Below are 16,780 nucleotides of genomic sequence, written 5' to 3'. Positions count from 1 at the left end.
TATCGCAGTCAGAATGGTTTTGTAAGATCACTTTCAATTTCAAACTAATTATATTGATTAGCCTCATATTTTTATTAAAAAATAACCAAACCGCTTAACATTATAATTTCTATTTATGATGTTTTTTTACTTATACGGTTAATGGTATTGGCTTACATTCATTAAATCAGGTCATTATGAACTGTAGCCCAATGGAGGAAGGCTAAGGTAAGTGATTATATTGTTTAAGTTTCAATAAATACAAAGCCAACTGGATTTTCATGATGTAAGTTACCTGAGGTATTCTTACGTTCAACTCACATTCAATTTTAACCGTGGAATAATAAGTCACTTTTCTATTATATGCTTATAAATAACTTACAGATTAATTTTAATGGTTAACTTGTTGACTATATTAGTTACATTAAATAAAAATTCACTATTAAGTATCAGTAGTGAGCAGTTTGATTTTAAAATAACATCCATTGATTAATCCATGTCTGTACAACTGAGTTGCGCCGGCAAATAAGATGACGATAAGAAGTAAACAGATAGATTTAGTTGGCGTAATAATACTATTTGTTGTGTCAATTTTCTTGGTTCCTGACTAAAACATTAAGGTTTCTCAGTTAAGCTATATACGATAAATATTGGCATCTTTCTATTGCAGGATGATTTCTAGTGCTAAGCATTATAGCCAGGAGTAAAGGAAATAACGCTTTAACGATACCACCATTAATTTAAAAAATGGAGTCTGAAATGGAAAAAGAAGAAAAAAGCAATCTCATCTACGATAAAGATCCTGGATATGTGTGGGACAATAAAAATGAATGCGAAGGAGCAGCAGAAGAGACCTATCAAGAACTCAATTATGAACCCTCTATATCGGCAGATAAACTCACCTGGACCCCAACCCGATTGGCGAAAACCGTATTTAATACTTATGAGGATGATGACGATTTTAACGTACTTTGTTATTTCACCGATTGGTCACAATATGACCCCAGAATAATCAACAAGGAGATTCGTGATACTGGTGGGAGAAGCGCAGATATATTACGACTTAACACACCGGATGGTCGACCCTTTAAGCGGCTGATCTATAGCTTTGGTGGATTAATCGGTGACAAAAAATACTCAGCTGATGGAAATGCCAGTATTGCAGTTAGGCTGGGCGTAGCAACTGATCCCGATGATGCGATCGCCAACCATAAAGGAAAGACGATTCCCGTCGATCCCGATGGTGCAGTGCTTGCAAGCATAAACTGTGGATTTACAAAATGGGAGGCAGGGGACGCCAACGAACGTTATAACCAGGAGAAGGCCAAAGGACTATTGGGTGGTTTCAGATTGCTTCATGAAGCGGATAAAGAACTGGAATTTTCCCTCAGTATTGGCGGTTGGTCAATGAGCGGCTTATTTAGCGAAATTGCCAAGGATGAGATATTACGTACCAATTTCGTTGAAGGTATCAAGGATTTCTTTCAACGATTTCCGATGTTCAGTCATCTGGATATTGACTGGGAGTATCCAGGTTCTATTGGGGCCGGTAACCCAAATAGTCCCGATGATGGTGCTAATTTTGCTATTTTGATTCAACAGATTACTGACGCAAAAATCTCGAATTTAAAGGGGATTAGCATTGCGTCTTCTGCGGATCCGGCAAAAATTGATGCAGCAAATATTCCGGCGCTAATGGACGCGGGTGTGACCGGTATTAACCTGATGACCTATGATTTCTTCACTTTAGGTGATGGTAAATTATCTCATCATACTAATATTTATCGGGATCCTGGTGACGTCTATTCGAAGTATTCAATTGATGATGCAGTGACTCATTTAATTGATGAGAAAAAGGTTGATCCTAAAGCCATTTTTATTGGCTATGCGGGCTACACGCGAAATGCAAAAAATGCCACGATAACAACAAGTATACCGTCAGAAGAAGCCTTAAAGGGCACCTATACTGATGCTAACCAAACGCTAGGCAGCTTTGAGTATTCTGTCCTCGAGTGGACAGATATTATTTGCCACTATATGGACTTTGAAAAAGGGGAAGGACGCAACGGCTATAAGCTTGTACACGATAAAGTAGCGAAAGCGGATTATCTCTACAGTGAAGCAACTAAGGTGTTTATTTCTCTGGATACGCCACGCTCGGTTAGAGATAAAGGAAGATATGTAAAAGATAAAGGTCTGGGCGGATTATTTATATGGTCAGGCGATCAGGATAACGGAATATTGACCAATGCCGCGCATGAAGGGTTGAAGCGACGAATCAAAAATAAGGTGATTGACATGACGCCATTTTATCTTGATTCCGATGAAGAATTACCTACCTACACAGAACCGGCTGAGCCACAGTGCGAAGCATGTAATATCAAATAAATAGCCTCAGATAATTAATACTATTAACGAATCATGAAATGATTCGTAATGGCCTGTTACATTCAAAACAAGATGGAATAATGAAATGGATAAATATAATAATTATTCTAATGTAATAAAAAACAAATCGAGTATTTCTCCTTTGCTCGCTGCTGCAGCAAAAATTGAACCAGAAATAACAGTACTATCAAGTGCATCTAAAAGTAACCGTTCTCAATATAGCCAGTCTTTGGCAGACACTTTATTAGGGTTAGGTTATCGCTCTATTTTTGATATTGCTAAGGTTTCCAGACAGCGCTTTATTAAACGGCATGATGAGTCTTTATTGGGAAATGGGGCCGTTATTTTTGATAAGGCCGTTAGCATGGCTAATCAGGTCTTACAAAAATATCGCAAGAATCGGCTTGAAAAGAGTAATAGCCCATTAGTGCCGCAAACGTCTTCATCGACTGATGCATCTAGCGAATCGCAGACGAACAAGCTACCTGAATACAATCAACTATTCCCTGAACCTTGGGATAACTTCTGTCGCCCGGGCGCTATTGAAGCATTGGATAGCCCAGCAAGTTATTTATTGGATCTGTATAAGTTTATTCAAAGCGTAGAGTTGGATGGTTCAAATCAGGCAAGAAAGTTAGAAACGCGTCGTGCCGATATTCCTAAGTTATCTTTGGACAATGATGCACTGTATAAAGAAGTTACTGCGTTATCAATTGTCAATGATGTACTGTCAGGCAGCGCCAGGGAATATATTGACCAGTCAGGTCAGGCAGATAAAGCGGTTAATCAAATCCTAGGGGATACGCATTTTCCCTTTACACTACCTTATAGCTTGCCCACCCAACAGATAAATAAAGGACTCGGCGCTAGTAATATTGAACTAGGAACGGTAATTCAACGTGTTGACCCTCAGTTCTCCTGGAATACGACTCAAGAAAAATATAATCAGGTTTTATTGGCATATACCCAATTAAGCAGTGAACAAATTGCTTTGCTGAGTTTGCCTGATGTGTTTACCCAAAATTTTTTAACCCAGACTGAACTCTCCGCCGGCTATTTAAGCGCCAGTACCACGGAAATCTTGGCGGAAAAAGATCTTTCTCGCCACGGCTATATTGTAAAAGCTGCGGACAATATAAAGGGGCCTACTCAGTTAGTTGAGCATAGTGACGCCTCTTATGACGTAATTGAGTTGACATGTACCAATCAGGCTAAAGAAACTATTACCGTTAAATTACGCGGTGAGAATATTATTACTTATCAGCGTACCAAAGCGCGTATGGTGCCTTTTGATAATTCTTCCCCTTTTAGTCGACAATTGAAACTGACTTTTGTTGCTGAAGATAATCCTTCCCTAGGCAACCTAGACAAAGGCCCATATTTCGCCAATATGGATATTTATGCCGCCGAATGGGTGAGGGAAAATGTCAGTAGCGAAACAATGGTAAGCCGACCTTTCCTAACCATGACTTACCGTATCGCTATTGCTAAAGCAGGGGCTTCGTTGGAGGAATTGCAGCCTGAAGCTGACGCGTTCTTCATCAATAATTTTGGCTTGAGCGCAGAAGACAGCAGCCAGTTAGTCAAACTCGTTGCTTTTGGCGATCAAACCGGTTCCAAAGCTGAAGAGATTGAAAGTTTATTGAGCTGTGGAGAAAACTTACCTATTGTTTCACCTAATGTCATCTTTGCTAATCCTATTTTTGGCAGTTATTTCAACGATGAGCCTTTCCCGGCTCCTTACCACTTCGGTGGCGTTTATATTAATGCCCATCAACGAAATGCAATGACGATTATAAGGGCGGAGGGCGGAAGAGAAATTCAGTCACTCTCTAACTTCCGACTGGAGCGGTTAAATCGTTTCATTCGCTTACAGCGCTGGCTGGATTTGCCCTCCCATCAACTTGACCTGCTATTAACATCGGTAATGCAGGCAGATGCTGATAATTCGCAACAGGAAATTACTGAGCCTGTGCTAAAGTCTCTCGGTTTATTCAGGCACTTAAATTTACAGTATAAAATCACGCCGGAAATATTTTCGTCTTGGTTATATCAATTAACGCCTTTTGCCGTTAGCGGTGAAATCGCATTCTTTGATCGCATATTTAATCGTGAACAGCTATTTGATCAACCCTTTATTTTAGATGGTGGTAGCTTTACCTATCTGGATGCTAAAGGCTCAGATGCTAAATCGGTGAAACAATTATGTGCTGGTTTGAATATATCTGCGGTCACTTTCCAGTTTATTGCTCCGTTGGTACAAAGTGCATTAGGGTTGGAAGCTGGGACGTTGGTTCGCAGTTTTGAGGTTGTGTCTAGCCTTTATCGCCTGGTCAGTATTCCGCAGACATTCGGTTTATCGACGGAAGACGGATTAATTTTAATGAATATCCTGACCGATGAGATGGGATATCTGGCGAAACAACCTGCCTTTGACGATAAACAAACGCAGGATAAAGACTTCCTTAGTATCATTTTGAAAATGGAAGCCTTAAGTGCTTGGCTAACAAAGAACAACTTAACGCCGGCCAGCCTGGCATTACTTTTAGGTGTTACCCGATTAGCGGTGGTGCCGACCAATAATATGGTGACGTTCTTTAAAGGTATTGCGAACGGTTTATCAGAGAATGTGTGCCTGACAACGGATGATTTCCAGCGCCAAGAGTTAGAAGGAGCTGATTGGTGGACACTTCTATCAACGAATCAAGTCATTGATGATAGGGGACTCGTGCTTGATATTCATCCAGTCTGGGGTAAGTCGGATGAAGAAATGCTCATGGAAAAAATACAAAGTATTGGTGTAAGCAACGACAACAATACGCTGAGTATTATCGTGCAAATTTTGATTCAAGCCAAAAACGCTCAAGAGAATCTGTTATCGCAAACCATTTCTGCTGAGTATGGAGTAGAGCGCAGTGTGGTGCCGCTTCAATTACGTTGGTTAGGTAGTAATGTTTATAGCGTTTTGAATCAGGTATTAAATAATACGCCTACTGATATATCTAGTATAGATCCGAAGTTGAGTGAATTGACTTATAGCTTATTAATTTATACTCAGTTGATAAATTCGTTAAAACTCAATAAAGAATTCATATTCCTGCGTCTGACGCAACCAAACTGGCTTGGTTTAGCACAGCCCAAATTATCAACTCAATTATCCCTACCTGAAATATATCTCATTACCTGTTATCAGGACTGGGTGGTTAATGCAAATAAAAATGAAGACAGCATTCATGAATACCTTGAATTTGCAAATATTAAGAAAACTGAAGCTGAAAAAACTCTCGTTGATAATAGTGAAAAATGTGCAGAACTGTTGGCGGAAATATTAGCCTGGGATGCCGGTGAAATATTAAAAGCGGCCTCTCTACTTGGATTAAATCCACCTCAGGCGACGAATGTTTTCGAAATCGATTGGATTAGACGACTACAGACATTATCCGAGAAAACGATGATTTCAACCGAGTATTTATGGCAAATGGGCGATTTAACGGAGAATTCTGAGTTTTCTCTGAAGGAAGGCGTTGGTGAAGCAGTTATGGCCGCGTTAAAGGCACAAGGAGATAGCGATAATGTCTAATTCTATTGAAGCGAAACTACAGGAAGATCTACGCGATGCCTTGGTGGATTATTATCTGGGACAAATTGTTCCTAATAGTAAAGATTTCACCAATCTGAGGAGCACCATTAAGAACGTTGATGATTTATATGATCATTTGTTACTGGATACGCAAGTGTCGGCTAAGGTCATTACTTCACGTTTATCTCTGGTGACGCAGTCGGTACAGCAATATATCAATCGAATTGCACTTAATCTTGAGCCTGGTTTGTCTATTAACCAGCAGGAAGCCACTGACTGGGAAGAGTTTGCCAACCGTTATGGGTATTGGGCCGCTAACCAGCAACTAAGAATGTTCCCGGAGATTTATGTTGATCCTACTTTACGTCTGACTAAGACAGAGTTCTTCTTTCAATTAGAAAGTGCCTTGAACCAAGGGAAATTAACCGATGATGTCGCGCAAAAAGCCGTATTAGGTTATCTGAATAATTTTGAAGAAGTCAGTAATCTGGAAATTATTGCTGGTTATCAGGACGGCATCGATATTGAGAACGATAAAACCTATTTCGTTGCCCGAACCCGAATGCAACCCTACCGTTATTTCTGGCGATCTCTGGATGCCAGTCAGCGTAATGCTAATTCCCAAGAGTTGTATCCAACGGCATGGAGTGAATGGAAGGCGATATCCGTACCATTGGAAAACGTTGCTAACGGGATTGTTCGGCCGATTATGATGGATAACCGCCTTTATATTAGTTGGTTTGAGGTGGCGGAAGAAAAGGAGACGGATAGCGACGGCAATATTATTGTATCGGGACGTTATCGCACTAAAATTCGTCTGGCTCACTTAGGATTTGACGGTGTTTGGAGTTCGGGAACAACGTTAAGAGAAGAAGTGCTGGCTGACCAGATGGAAGAAATGATCGCGGTGGTCGATCGCATGGAAGATGAGCCTCGTCTAGCACTGGTTGCATTTAAAGAAATGAGTGAAAGTTGGGACGTCGTATTTAGCTATATCTGCGATAGTATGCTGATTGAATCCAGTAATTTACCGACTACCACTCATCCGCCAAAACCAGGAGACGGTGATAAAGGATTGTCTGATCTGGATGATTACGGTGCTAATCTGGTTTGGTTCTATTTACATGAGACTGCCAATGGAGGCAAAGCGGAGTACAAGCAGTTAATTCTCTATCCGGTTATTATTAACCGGGATTGGCCAATTGAATTGGATAAAACTCATCAGGGAGACTTTGGCACTGTCGATGATTTCACGCTGAATTCTAATTATACTGGCGATGAATTAAGCCTGTATTTGCAATCTTCGTCCACCTATAAATATGACTTTTCTAAAAGTAAAAATATTATTTATGGCATCTGGAAGGAAGATGCAAATAATAATCGCTGCTGGCTTAACTATAAACTTTTAACGCCAGAAGATTACGAGCCGCAAATTAATGCTACGTTGGTAATGTGTGACAAAGGTGACGTCAATATCATTACTGGATTCAGTTTGCCTAATGGCGGTGTTGATGCAGGCGGAAAAATAAAAGTTACTCTTCGGGTTGGTAAAAAACTCCGGGATAAATTCCAGATTAAACAATTTAGCCAAACTCAGTATTTGCAGTTCCCTGAGGCGTCCAGTGCTGACGTTTGGTATATCGGAAAGCAGATTAGGTTAAATACGCTGTTTGCTAAAGAACTTATAGGTAAGGCAAGCCGAAGTCTGGATTTGGTTTTAAGTTGGGAAACGCAGAATAGTCGTTTAGAAGAAGCTATTTTAGGTGGCGCGGCTGAACTTATCGATTTAGATGGCGCAAACGGCATTTATTTCTGGGAGCTATTTTTCCATATGCCATTTATGGTGTCCTGGCGCTTTAATGTGGAACAGCGGTATGAAGATGCGAACCGTTGGGTTAAATATTTGTTTAATCCGTTTGAGTGTGAAGATGAACCGGCATTGTTGCTAGGCAAACCGCCGTATTGGAATAGTCGTCCGTTAGTGGATGAACCATTTAAGGGTTATAGCTTAACGCAACCTAGCGATCCCGATGCCATTGCTGCCAGCGATCCTATTCATTACCGTAAAGCGGTCTTTAATTTCCTGACCAAGAATATTATTGATCAAGGCGATATGGAATATCGCAAATTGCAGCCGTCGGCCAGAACGCTGGCGCGTCTGAGTTATTCAACGGCCAGTTCATTATTAGGGCGTCGTCCTGACGTGCAGCTGACTAGTTTCTGGCAACCGCTCACTCTTGAGGATGCGTCCTATAAAACGGACAGTGAAATTCGTGCTATTGAAATGCAAAGTCAGCCATTAACATTTGAGCCTGTCGTGCATGACCAAACCATGAGCGCCGTGGATAATGATATCTTTATGTATCCAATGAATAACGAATTGAGGGGGTTGTGGGATCGGATTGAAAACCGTATTTACAATTTGCGCCATAACCTGACGTTGGATGGAAAAGAAATCAATATGGATCTTTATGATTCAAGTATTTCTCCACGTGGTTTGATGAAGCAACGTTATCAGCGGGTCGTTACCGCTAGAAACGCCAGTAAGATGAACTTCAAAGTCCCTAACTATCGTTTTGAGCCGATGTTAAACCGGTCAAAATCGGGTGTTGAGACTCTTATTCAATTCGGCAGTACTTTATTGAGCCTGTTAGAACGCAAAGATAGTTTGAGTTTTGACGCTTACCAAATGATTCAGAGTGGCGACCTTTATCGCTTCTCGATTGATTTGCAGCAGCAGGATATTGATATTAATAAAGCCAGTCTGGAAGCATTACAGGTAAGCAAACAGTCTGCTCAGGATCGTTATGATCACTTTAAAGAACTGTATGACGAGAATATCTCTTCGACGGAACAAAAAGTTATTGAGTTACAGTCACAGGCTGCCAATTCGTTGTTGATGGCTCAGGGAATGAGAACGGCTGCCGCCGCTTTAGATGTGATTCCGAATATCTATGGTTTGGCCGTTGGTGGCTCTCACTGGGGCGCACCGCTGAATGCTGCGGCTGAAATTATTATGATTAAGTATCAGGCGGACAGCAGTAAATCTGAAAGCTTGAGTGTTTCTGAATCCTATCGTCGTCGCCGTCAGGAATGGGAGTTGCAGTATAAACAGGCTGAATGGGAAGTTAATTCTGTTGAGCAGCAGATCAATTTGCAGAATATGCAAATTAAAGCAGCTAATAAACGTCTGGAACAGGTTGAAGCTCAACAACAGCAGGCAATGGCTCTACTGGATTATTTCTCCGAACGCTTTACAAACGAAAGTTTATATACCTGGCTGATCAGTCAACTCTCCAGTTTATATTTACAAGCGTACGATGCGGTGCTTTCACTTTGTTTATCTGCAGAAGCTTCTTTGCTATATGAGCTGAATTTGGGCGAGCAGAGTTTCGTCGGTGGTGGCGGTTGGAACGATCTGTATCAAGGATTGATGGCCGGTGAAACACTGAAATTGGCGTTAATGAGAATGGAGCGGGTTTATGTTGAGCAAAACTCTCGTCGTCAGGAAATTACCAAAACGATCTCGTTGAAAGCACTGCTCGGTGAAAGCTGGCCTGCGGAGCTGAATAAGCTAAAACAAAAAACGCCAATTAACTTTAATCTGGAAGAACAGATTTTTGTTGAGGACTATCAAGAGCTGTATCAGCGCAGAATTAAGTCGGTTTCGGTCAGTTTGCCGATGTTAGTTGGGCCTTATGAAGACGTGTGTGCGCAGTTGACTCAGACCTCCAGTAGTTATAGCACCCGGGCAGACCTCAAGACGGTAGAAAATATGCTGACTAAAAGAACGTTTGCCGATACGCCGCACTTGGTTCGTAGTATTCAACCCAATCAGCAGATTTCTTTATCGACTGGGGTGAATGATAGTGGGCTGTTTATGCTTAATTTTGATGATGAGCGTTTCTTGCCATTTGAAGGTTCTGGCGTTGATTCAAGCTGGCGTTTGCAATTCACCAATTTGAAACAGAATTTGGATAGCCTCAACGATGTCATTCTACATGTGAAGTATACAGCCGCGATTGGCTCATCAACTTTCAGTCAGGGCGTAAGGAAAATATTGGCCAATATAAACAACGATGAATAACTGCTGTTTTTGATCAGCTATTTATTTTTTCAATCATATTTATCTCACTTGGCTCCTTTTTAATCAAAGGAGCCAACAAAAATAGTGGAGTTCGGTTATGGTCAATAAATATACTTACACCTCATCTAAAGCAATGTCTGATATTAGTGATGTTATTGGTGAACCTTTAGCTGCATGGGATAGTCAGGTCGGTGGGCGGGTATTTAACGTTATATTTGATGGTAAAGTTTATACCAATACCTATTGGGTTGAACGCTGGCAGGTTCCCGGTATTGGTAGTTCTGATGGTAACCCTCACAATGCCTGGAAATTTGTACGGGCGGCAACGGCAGACGAAATAAATAAAATAGGGAATCCAACCACAGCAGATGTTAAACCGACGGAAAATATTCCTTCACCGATATTGGTCGAAGATAAATATACCGAGGAAACGTATTCTCGCCCTGACGTAAATTTTAAAGAAGATGGCTCGCAAGGGAACCTTTCTTACACTGCAACCCGAGTTTGCGCCCCGATGTACAATCATTATGTTGGTGATAAAACAAAACCGAAGCTGTCGGCTTATATTACCGACTGGTGCCAATATGATGCTCGTCTAGACGGCGGTGGTAGTAAAGAAGAAGAACGTGGGCGTGGTTTTGATTTAGCGACGTTGATGCAAAATCCCGCTACCTATGATCGACTGATTTTCAGTTTCCTCGGTATTTGCGGTGATATCGGCAGTAAAAGTAAAAAAGTGCAGGAAGTCTGGGACGGATGGAATGCTCAGGCACCGAGTTTAGGTTTACCTCAGATTGGTAAAGGGCATATTGTTCCGTTGGATCCCTATGGTGATTTAGGCACTGCTCGTAACGTGGGGTTGCCGCTTGAAAGCGCCGATACCAGTATTGAATCTGGCACATTTTTACCTTATTACCAGCAAAACCGTGCTGCTGGCCTATTGGGTGGATTGCGTGAACTGCAAAAGAAAGCTCATGCGATGGGCCATAAACTCGATCTGGCCTTCAGTATTGGTGGTTGGAGTTTATCCAGCTATTTCTCCGCTTTAGCGGAGAACCCGGATGAGCGCCGCGTTTTTGTTGCCAGCGTGGTTGATTTCTTTGTGCGTTTCCCAATGTTCAGCTGCGTGGATATCGACTGGGAATACCCCGGTGGCGGTGGCGATGAGGGAAATATCAGCAGTGATAAAGATGGCGAAAACTATGTATTGCTGATTAAAGAGCTACGCAGCGCATTGGATAGCCGTTTTGGTTACAGTAACAGAAAAGAGATCTCAATCGCTTGTAGCGGCGTCAAAGCGAAATTAAAGAAATCCAATATTGATCAGTTGGTTGCTAATGGTCTAGATAATATTTATCTGATGAGCTACGACTTCTTTGGCACCATCTGGGCCGATTATATTGGTCATCATACAAACCTGTATTCACCAAAAGATCCCGGCGAACAAGAGTTATTTGATTTATCGGCCGAAGCAGCGATTGATTATTTGCATAATGAACTTGGTGTTCCGATGGAGAAAATTCATTTGGGGTACGCTAACTACGGGCGCTCAGCGGTAGGGGGGGATCTGACAACCCGTCAGTATACCAAAGATGGCCCAGCGTTAGGCACGATGGAAAATGGTGCTCCGGAATTCTTCGATATCGTTAAAAACTATATGGATGCCGAGCACAGCTTAAGTATGGGTAAAAATGGTTTTGTGCTGATGACTGACACGAATGCCGATGCTGATTTTCTGTTTAGCGAGGCTAAAGGCCACTTTATTTCATTAGATACCCCTAGAACGGTAAAACAAAAAGGTGAATATGCCGCGAAAAATAAATTAGGCGGCGTATTTTCCTGGTCTGGCGATCAGGATTGCGGGTTATTAGCCAATGCAGCCAGAGAGGGACTGGGTTACGTTGCCGATTCTAATCAGGAAACGATTGATATGGGGCCGCTGTATAATCCAGGCAAAGAGATTTACTTAAAATCAATTTCTGAAATTAAGAGCAAGTAAGCGTTTTACAGCGCCAATTGTTATTTAATCGCGATTGATTTCTATTAATTATCTAGCCTATTAATTTAAATTAATTGAAAAATCAGATAGCGGAACGTGGCGGGTTGTTTTATTGCTTATTTAAAATGGCGTTATTTATAACCTGTCACGGTCTGGCAATGTTCGGCTATTGATTAATAGCTGACAGGAGTCTTTATGCAAAATTCACAGGAAATGGCTATCACGACCCTTTCATTGCCGAAGGGCGGAGGGGCAATTAATGGGATGGGCGAATCAGTGGGTCAAGCAGGGCCTGATGGAATGGTGACCTTTTCCATACCATTACCCTTCTCCGCAGGTCGTGGCGTAGCCCCGGCGCTTTCGTTGAGTTATAGCAGCGGTGCAGGGAATGGCCCTTTTGGTATGGGATGGCAATGTAGTGCGATGAGTATTAGCCGTCGTACTCAAAAAGGGGTTCCCCAATATAACGAAGATGACGAGTTTCTTAGCCCTTCCGGGGAAGTGATGGCTATCGCTTTAAATGATAGTGGTTTTGAAGATGTGAGAACGGCTAACCGTCTACAAGGTATCCCATTACCTTTCAGCTATAAGGTCACTCGTTACCAGCCGCGCCTTATTCAAGACTTCATCAAAATAGAATATTGGCAACCCGTTAAACAAACTGATGGCACGCCATTCTGGATAATTTATTCTCCCGATGGACAAACGCATATTCTGGGGAAAAATTCCCATAGTCGGGTGGCTAATGCTGAAAACCCATCGCAGATTGCTAGCTGGCTGTTGGAAGAAACGGTTACGCCTACCGGCGAGCATATTTACTATCAATATAGCGGCGAGAATCAAGTCAATTGTACTGATGCGGAAATAGCGCTTCATCCACAGGATAGTGCCCAGCGTTATTTAGCGCGGATTGACTACGGTAATATTTCCCCTCAAGCCAGTTTATTTGTTTTAGATGAAGAACTACCTAATCTCACCCAGTGGTTATTCCATTTAGTGTTTGATTACGGCGAGCGAGATATCTCTATTAATAAAATTCCTACTTTCGAGGGAGGAGCCACCGGTTGGTTAGCCCGGCCAGATATGTTTAGCCGCTACGACTTTGGAATTGAAATTCGAAATCGCCGCTTATGCCACCAGGTATTGGGGTTCCATCGGCTGGAGGCCTTGAATGATCGAGATGTGACTGACGAAATTCCCGTTTTGGTGAATCGACTCACGCTAGATTACGACCTGAATAACAGCGTCAGCACCTTGGTAGCTGTCCGTCAGGTGGCGTATGAAACGGACGGCAGCCCAATCACTCAGCCGCCGTTAGAATTCGACTATCAGCGTTTTGATACAGGGAGTATTCCCGGCTGGCAGGAAATGCCGCAGCTTGAGGCTTTTAACGGCTATCAACCATACCAAATGATTGATCTGTATGGTGAAGGTACACCAGGCATTCTGTATCAGGAAACGCCGGGTGCCTGGTGGTACAAATCGCCGCAACGCCAAATTGGGGGCGATTCTAATGCCGTGACCTATGGGGCAATGAAAGCGTTGCCCAAAATCCCTCGCTTGCAAGAGGGAGCGACGCTGATGGATATCAACGGTGACGGTCGTTTGGATTGGGTGATCACTTCAGCGGGAGTACGAGGTTTTCATAGCATTCATTCGACAGGTGAATGGACACATTTTACACCATTGAACACCTTACCCACCGAGTATTTTCACCCGAAGGCACAATTAGCAGATCTGGTTGGCGCGGGATTATCTGATTTGGTGCTTATCGGGCCTAAAAGCGTGCGGTTGTATGCCAATCAGCAGGGGAACTGGGCTCCGGCGCAGGATGTCACGCAGGCAGAAAACGTCAGCTTACCGGTCATTGGAATCGATTCCCGTCAATTAGTCGCTTTTGCCGATATGTTAGGTTCGGGTCAGCAGCATCTGGTCGAGATCACGGCAGATAGCGTGAAATGCTGGCCAAATATGGGACACGGCCGTTTTGGCCAACCTTTGACTTTGGAAGGATTTAGTCAGCCGCAGACCAGTTTCAACCCCGATCGGGTGTTTCTGGCTGATATTGATGGTTCTGGCACTAACGACATTATTTATGCTCATTCGGAATGTCTAGAGATCTACCTAAACGAAAGCGGTAATCGCTTTAGTAAACCAATCTCTTTATTACTGCCGGACGGTGTGAATTTTGATAACACCTGTCAACTGCAAGCAGCTGATATTCAAGGATTAGGCATCGCCAGTTTGGTGATGACGGTGCCGCATATGTCACCGACTCATTGGCGCTGCGATCTGGCGTTGAATAAGCCTTGGTTATTGAATGTGATGAATAATAATCGGGGGGCGGAAACCTGCTTGTTTTACCGCAGTTCGGCTCAATTCTGGCTGGATGAAAAACAGTTGGTTGAGGCGGCGGGGCAGCAACCTGAATGTCATTTGCCATTTCCTATGCATTTACACTGGCGTAGCGAGATTTTTGATGAGATTACAGGTAACCGTCTCACTCAAGAACAAGAATATGCCCACGGTTCCTGGGATGGCCAAGAGCGGGAATTTCGTGGCTTTGGCCGGTTGATTCAGCGCGATACGGATGGTTTTGCCCAGGGAACGGTCGACATTCCTACTCATCCTTCCCGAACTGTTAGCTGGTTTGCTACGGGAATCCCTGAGATTGACACTACGCTATCCGCAGAGTTTTGGCGCGGAGATGATCAGGCATTCAGCCCTTTCTCACCTCGGTTTACTCGTTGGGAAAACGATTCAGAGGCTGGTTCCGATGTTGCTTTTATACCTTCAGAGCATGATGCCTTTTGGCTGAATCGCGCGATGAAAGGGCAACTTTTGCGCAGCGAACTGTATGGTGATGATGGCACTCCCGAAGCCGAGATTCCTTATTCGGTCACAGAAATGCGTCATCAGGTGCGGGCGTTGCCCACAACCGACGCCACAGTACCTTCGGCATGGTGTTCCACCATTGAAACCCGAAGTTATCAATACCAACGGGTGGCCGCTGATCCTCAATGTAGCCAACAAGTAGTCATAAAAGCGGATCGCTATGGTTCGCCATTATTAAGTGTGGCAATCAATTACCCGCGACGTAAAAAACCGGAAAAGTCGCCCTATCCTGATGATTTACCGGAAACGCTGTTTGATAGCAGCTACGACACGCAGCAGCAGCAACTGCATCTGACCAAACAACAGCAAAATTATTTTCATTTGACCAATGACGATAACTGGCTGTTAGGGCTGCCAAAAGAGCAACGAAACGATGGCTATCAGTACGATCAGGAACGCGCTCCGGCTAACGGATTTACGCTAGAAACGCTCATCGCGTCCAATAGCCTGATCGGTTCGAATCAGCCGTTTACCTATTTGGGCCAAAGTCGGGTGGCTTATCAGGGCGGTGTGGATGAACAACCGTCTTTGCAGGCGCTGGTGGCCTACGGCGAAACCGCTATTCTGGACGAGAAAACCCTACAGGCCTTTGTCGGCGTGCTGGACAGCAAAACGCGCGATGAATTGCTGTTTTCCGCCGGTTATCAGTTGGCTCCGCGCTTGTTTAGGGTTGAGTCAGAGCCGGATGTTTGGGTTGCCCGTCAGGGTTACAGCGAATTCGGTGACTATTCGCAATTTTGGCGTCCTCTCAGCCAGCGTAGTACGTTGTTAACAGGGAAAACTACGTTGAAGTGGGATAAGCATTATTGCGTAGTGATAGAAACCCAGGATGCGGCTCAACTGGTGACACAGGCGCGCTACGATTACCGATTCCTTACCCCATATAGCCTGACGGATGCCAATGATAACCAGCACTACGTGGTTTTGAATCCGTTTGGGGAGGTGATTGCCAGCCGGTTTTGGGGAACGGAAGCGGGTAAAGACGCGGGATACAGCACTCCTCAAGCCAAACCTTTTGTGGTACCTGCCACGATTGAGGCAGCACTGGCGTTAAGCCCCGGAATTCCGGTGGCTCACTGCGCCATTTTTGAACCTGAAAGCTGGATGCAAAAACTGACGCAGCACGATGTTTCCGAACGAATGGCGGATAACGGTACTCTTTGGAACGCATTGCTGCAGGCGCGTTTTGTCACCGAAGATGGTTATGTCTGCGCGCTGGGTCGGCGGCGCTGGATGGCGCGCCATGGTTTATCGGTGCTGATGTTGACGCTACTGGCCGAGATTCCGCGTACGCCGCCTCATTCCCTTACTATTACTACCGATCGCTACGATAGCGATGACCAACAACAATTACGGCAACGTATTCTATTCAGTGATGGTTTTGGCCGCCTGCTACAAAGCGCTCAGCGTGTTGAAGCCGGTGAGAGCTGGCAACGCAGCGAAGACTCCTCGCTGGTGGTCAATGTTTCCGGCACACCAGCCTTAGTGGTGACGGATAATCGTTGGGCGGTTTCCGGACGTACGGAATACGACGGGAAAGGGCAAGGAATACGCGTTTACCAGCCTTATTTTCTGGATGATTGGCGTTATCTCAGCGATGACAGTGCACGCACTGACCTGTTTGCCGACACGCATATTTACGATCCTTTAGGGCGCGAATATCAGGTCATTACCGCGAAAGGTTACCGGCGTGAACGCCAGTATACCCCGTGGTTTGTGGTGAATCAGGATGAGAACGATACGGCAGCAAATCTGGCGATTTAGTTCCCATAAGAAAATTCGCCCTACATTGTCGTGGGGCGGATGAAAACGAGGAAATATGGTGTTGAAAGCCATTCCCTATCAAAAGGAT

5 protein-coding genes are annotated in these 16,780 nt (G+C 43.8%); all 5 read left to right on the top strand.

Annotated elements, in window-relative coordinates; genetic code table 11:
- Positions 1-738: 738 nt before the first annotated feature.
- Positions 739-2,367 carry an insecticidal toxin complex chitinase Chi1 gene (gene chi1 / locus DBA33_RS08605; RefSeq protein WP_240442695.1) on the top strand — a complete coding sequence of 543 codons (1,629 nt, stop codon included), beginning with the start codon at positions 739-741 and terminating at the stop codon, positions 2,365-2,367.
- An 85-nt stretch (positions 2,368-2,452) separates the two neighbouring features.
- The gene (gene yenA1, locus DBA33_RS08600; protein WP_120806232.1) at positions 2,453-5,947 is read left to right on the top strand and encodes an insecticidal toxin complex toxin subunit YenA1; all 3,495 of its coding nucleotides are present in this window, start codon (positions 2,453-2,455) and stop codon (positions 5,945-5,947) included.
- Positions 5,940-10,034, top strand: coding sequence for an insecticidal toxin complex toxin subunit YenA2 (gene yenA2, locus DBA33_RS08595; RefSeq protein WP_064513227.1), 4,095 nt, complete (start codon positions 5,940-5,942; stop codon positions 10,032-10,034). Before yenA1 ends, yenA2 begins: the two co-directional genes overlap by 8 nt.
- Before the next feature lie 97 nt (positions 10,035-10,131).
- Positions 10,132-12,033, top strand: a complete 1,902-nt coding sequence (gene chi2 / locus DBA33_RS08590; RefSeq protein WP_120806231.1) for an insecticidal toxin complex chitinase Chi2 — start codon at positions 10,132-10,134, stop codon at positions 12,031-12,033.
- A gap of 195 nt (positions 12,034-12,228) precedes the next feature.
- The gene (yenB, locus tag DBA33_RS08585) at positions 12,229-16,692 is read left to right on the top strand and encodes an insecticidal toxin complex toxin subunit YenB (RefSeq protein WP_120806229.1); all 4,464 of its coding nucleotides are present in this window, start codon (positions 12,229-12,231) and stop codon (positions 16,690-16,692) included.
- Positions 16,693-16,780 lie beyond the last annotated feature (88 nt).

The sequence above is a fragment of the Yersinia sp. IP36721 genome (genome assembly GCF_003634395.1).
GTDB classification, from domain to species: domain Bacteria; phylum Pseudomonadota; class Gammaproteobacteria; order Enterobacterales; family Enterobacteriaceae; genus Yersinia; species Yersinia entomophaga.
This window is presented reverse-complemented; position numbering and strand designations above follow the sequence as displayed.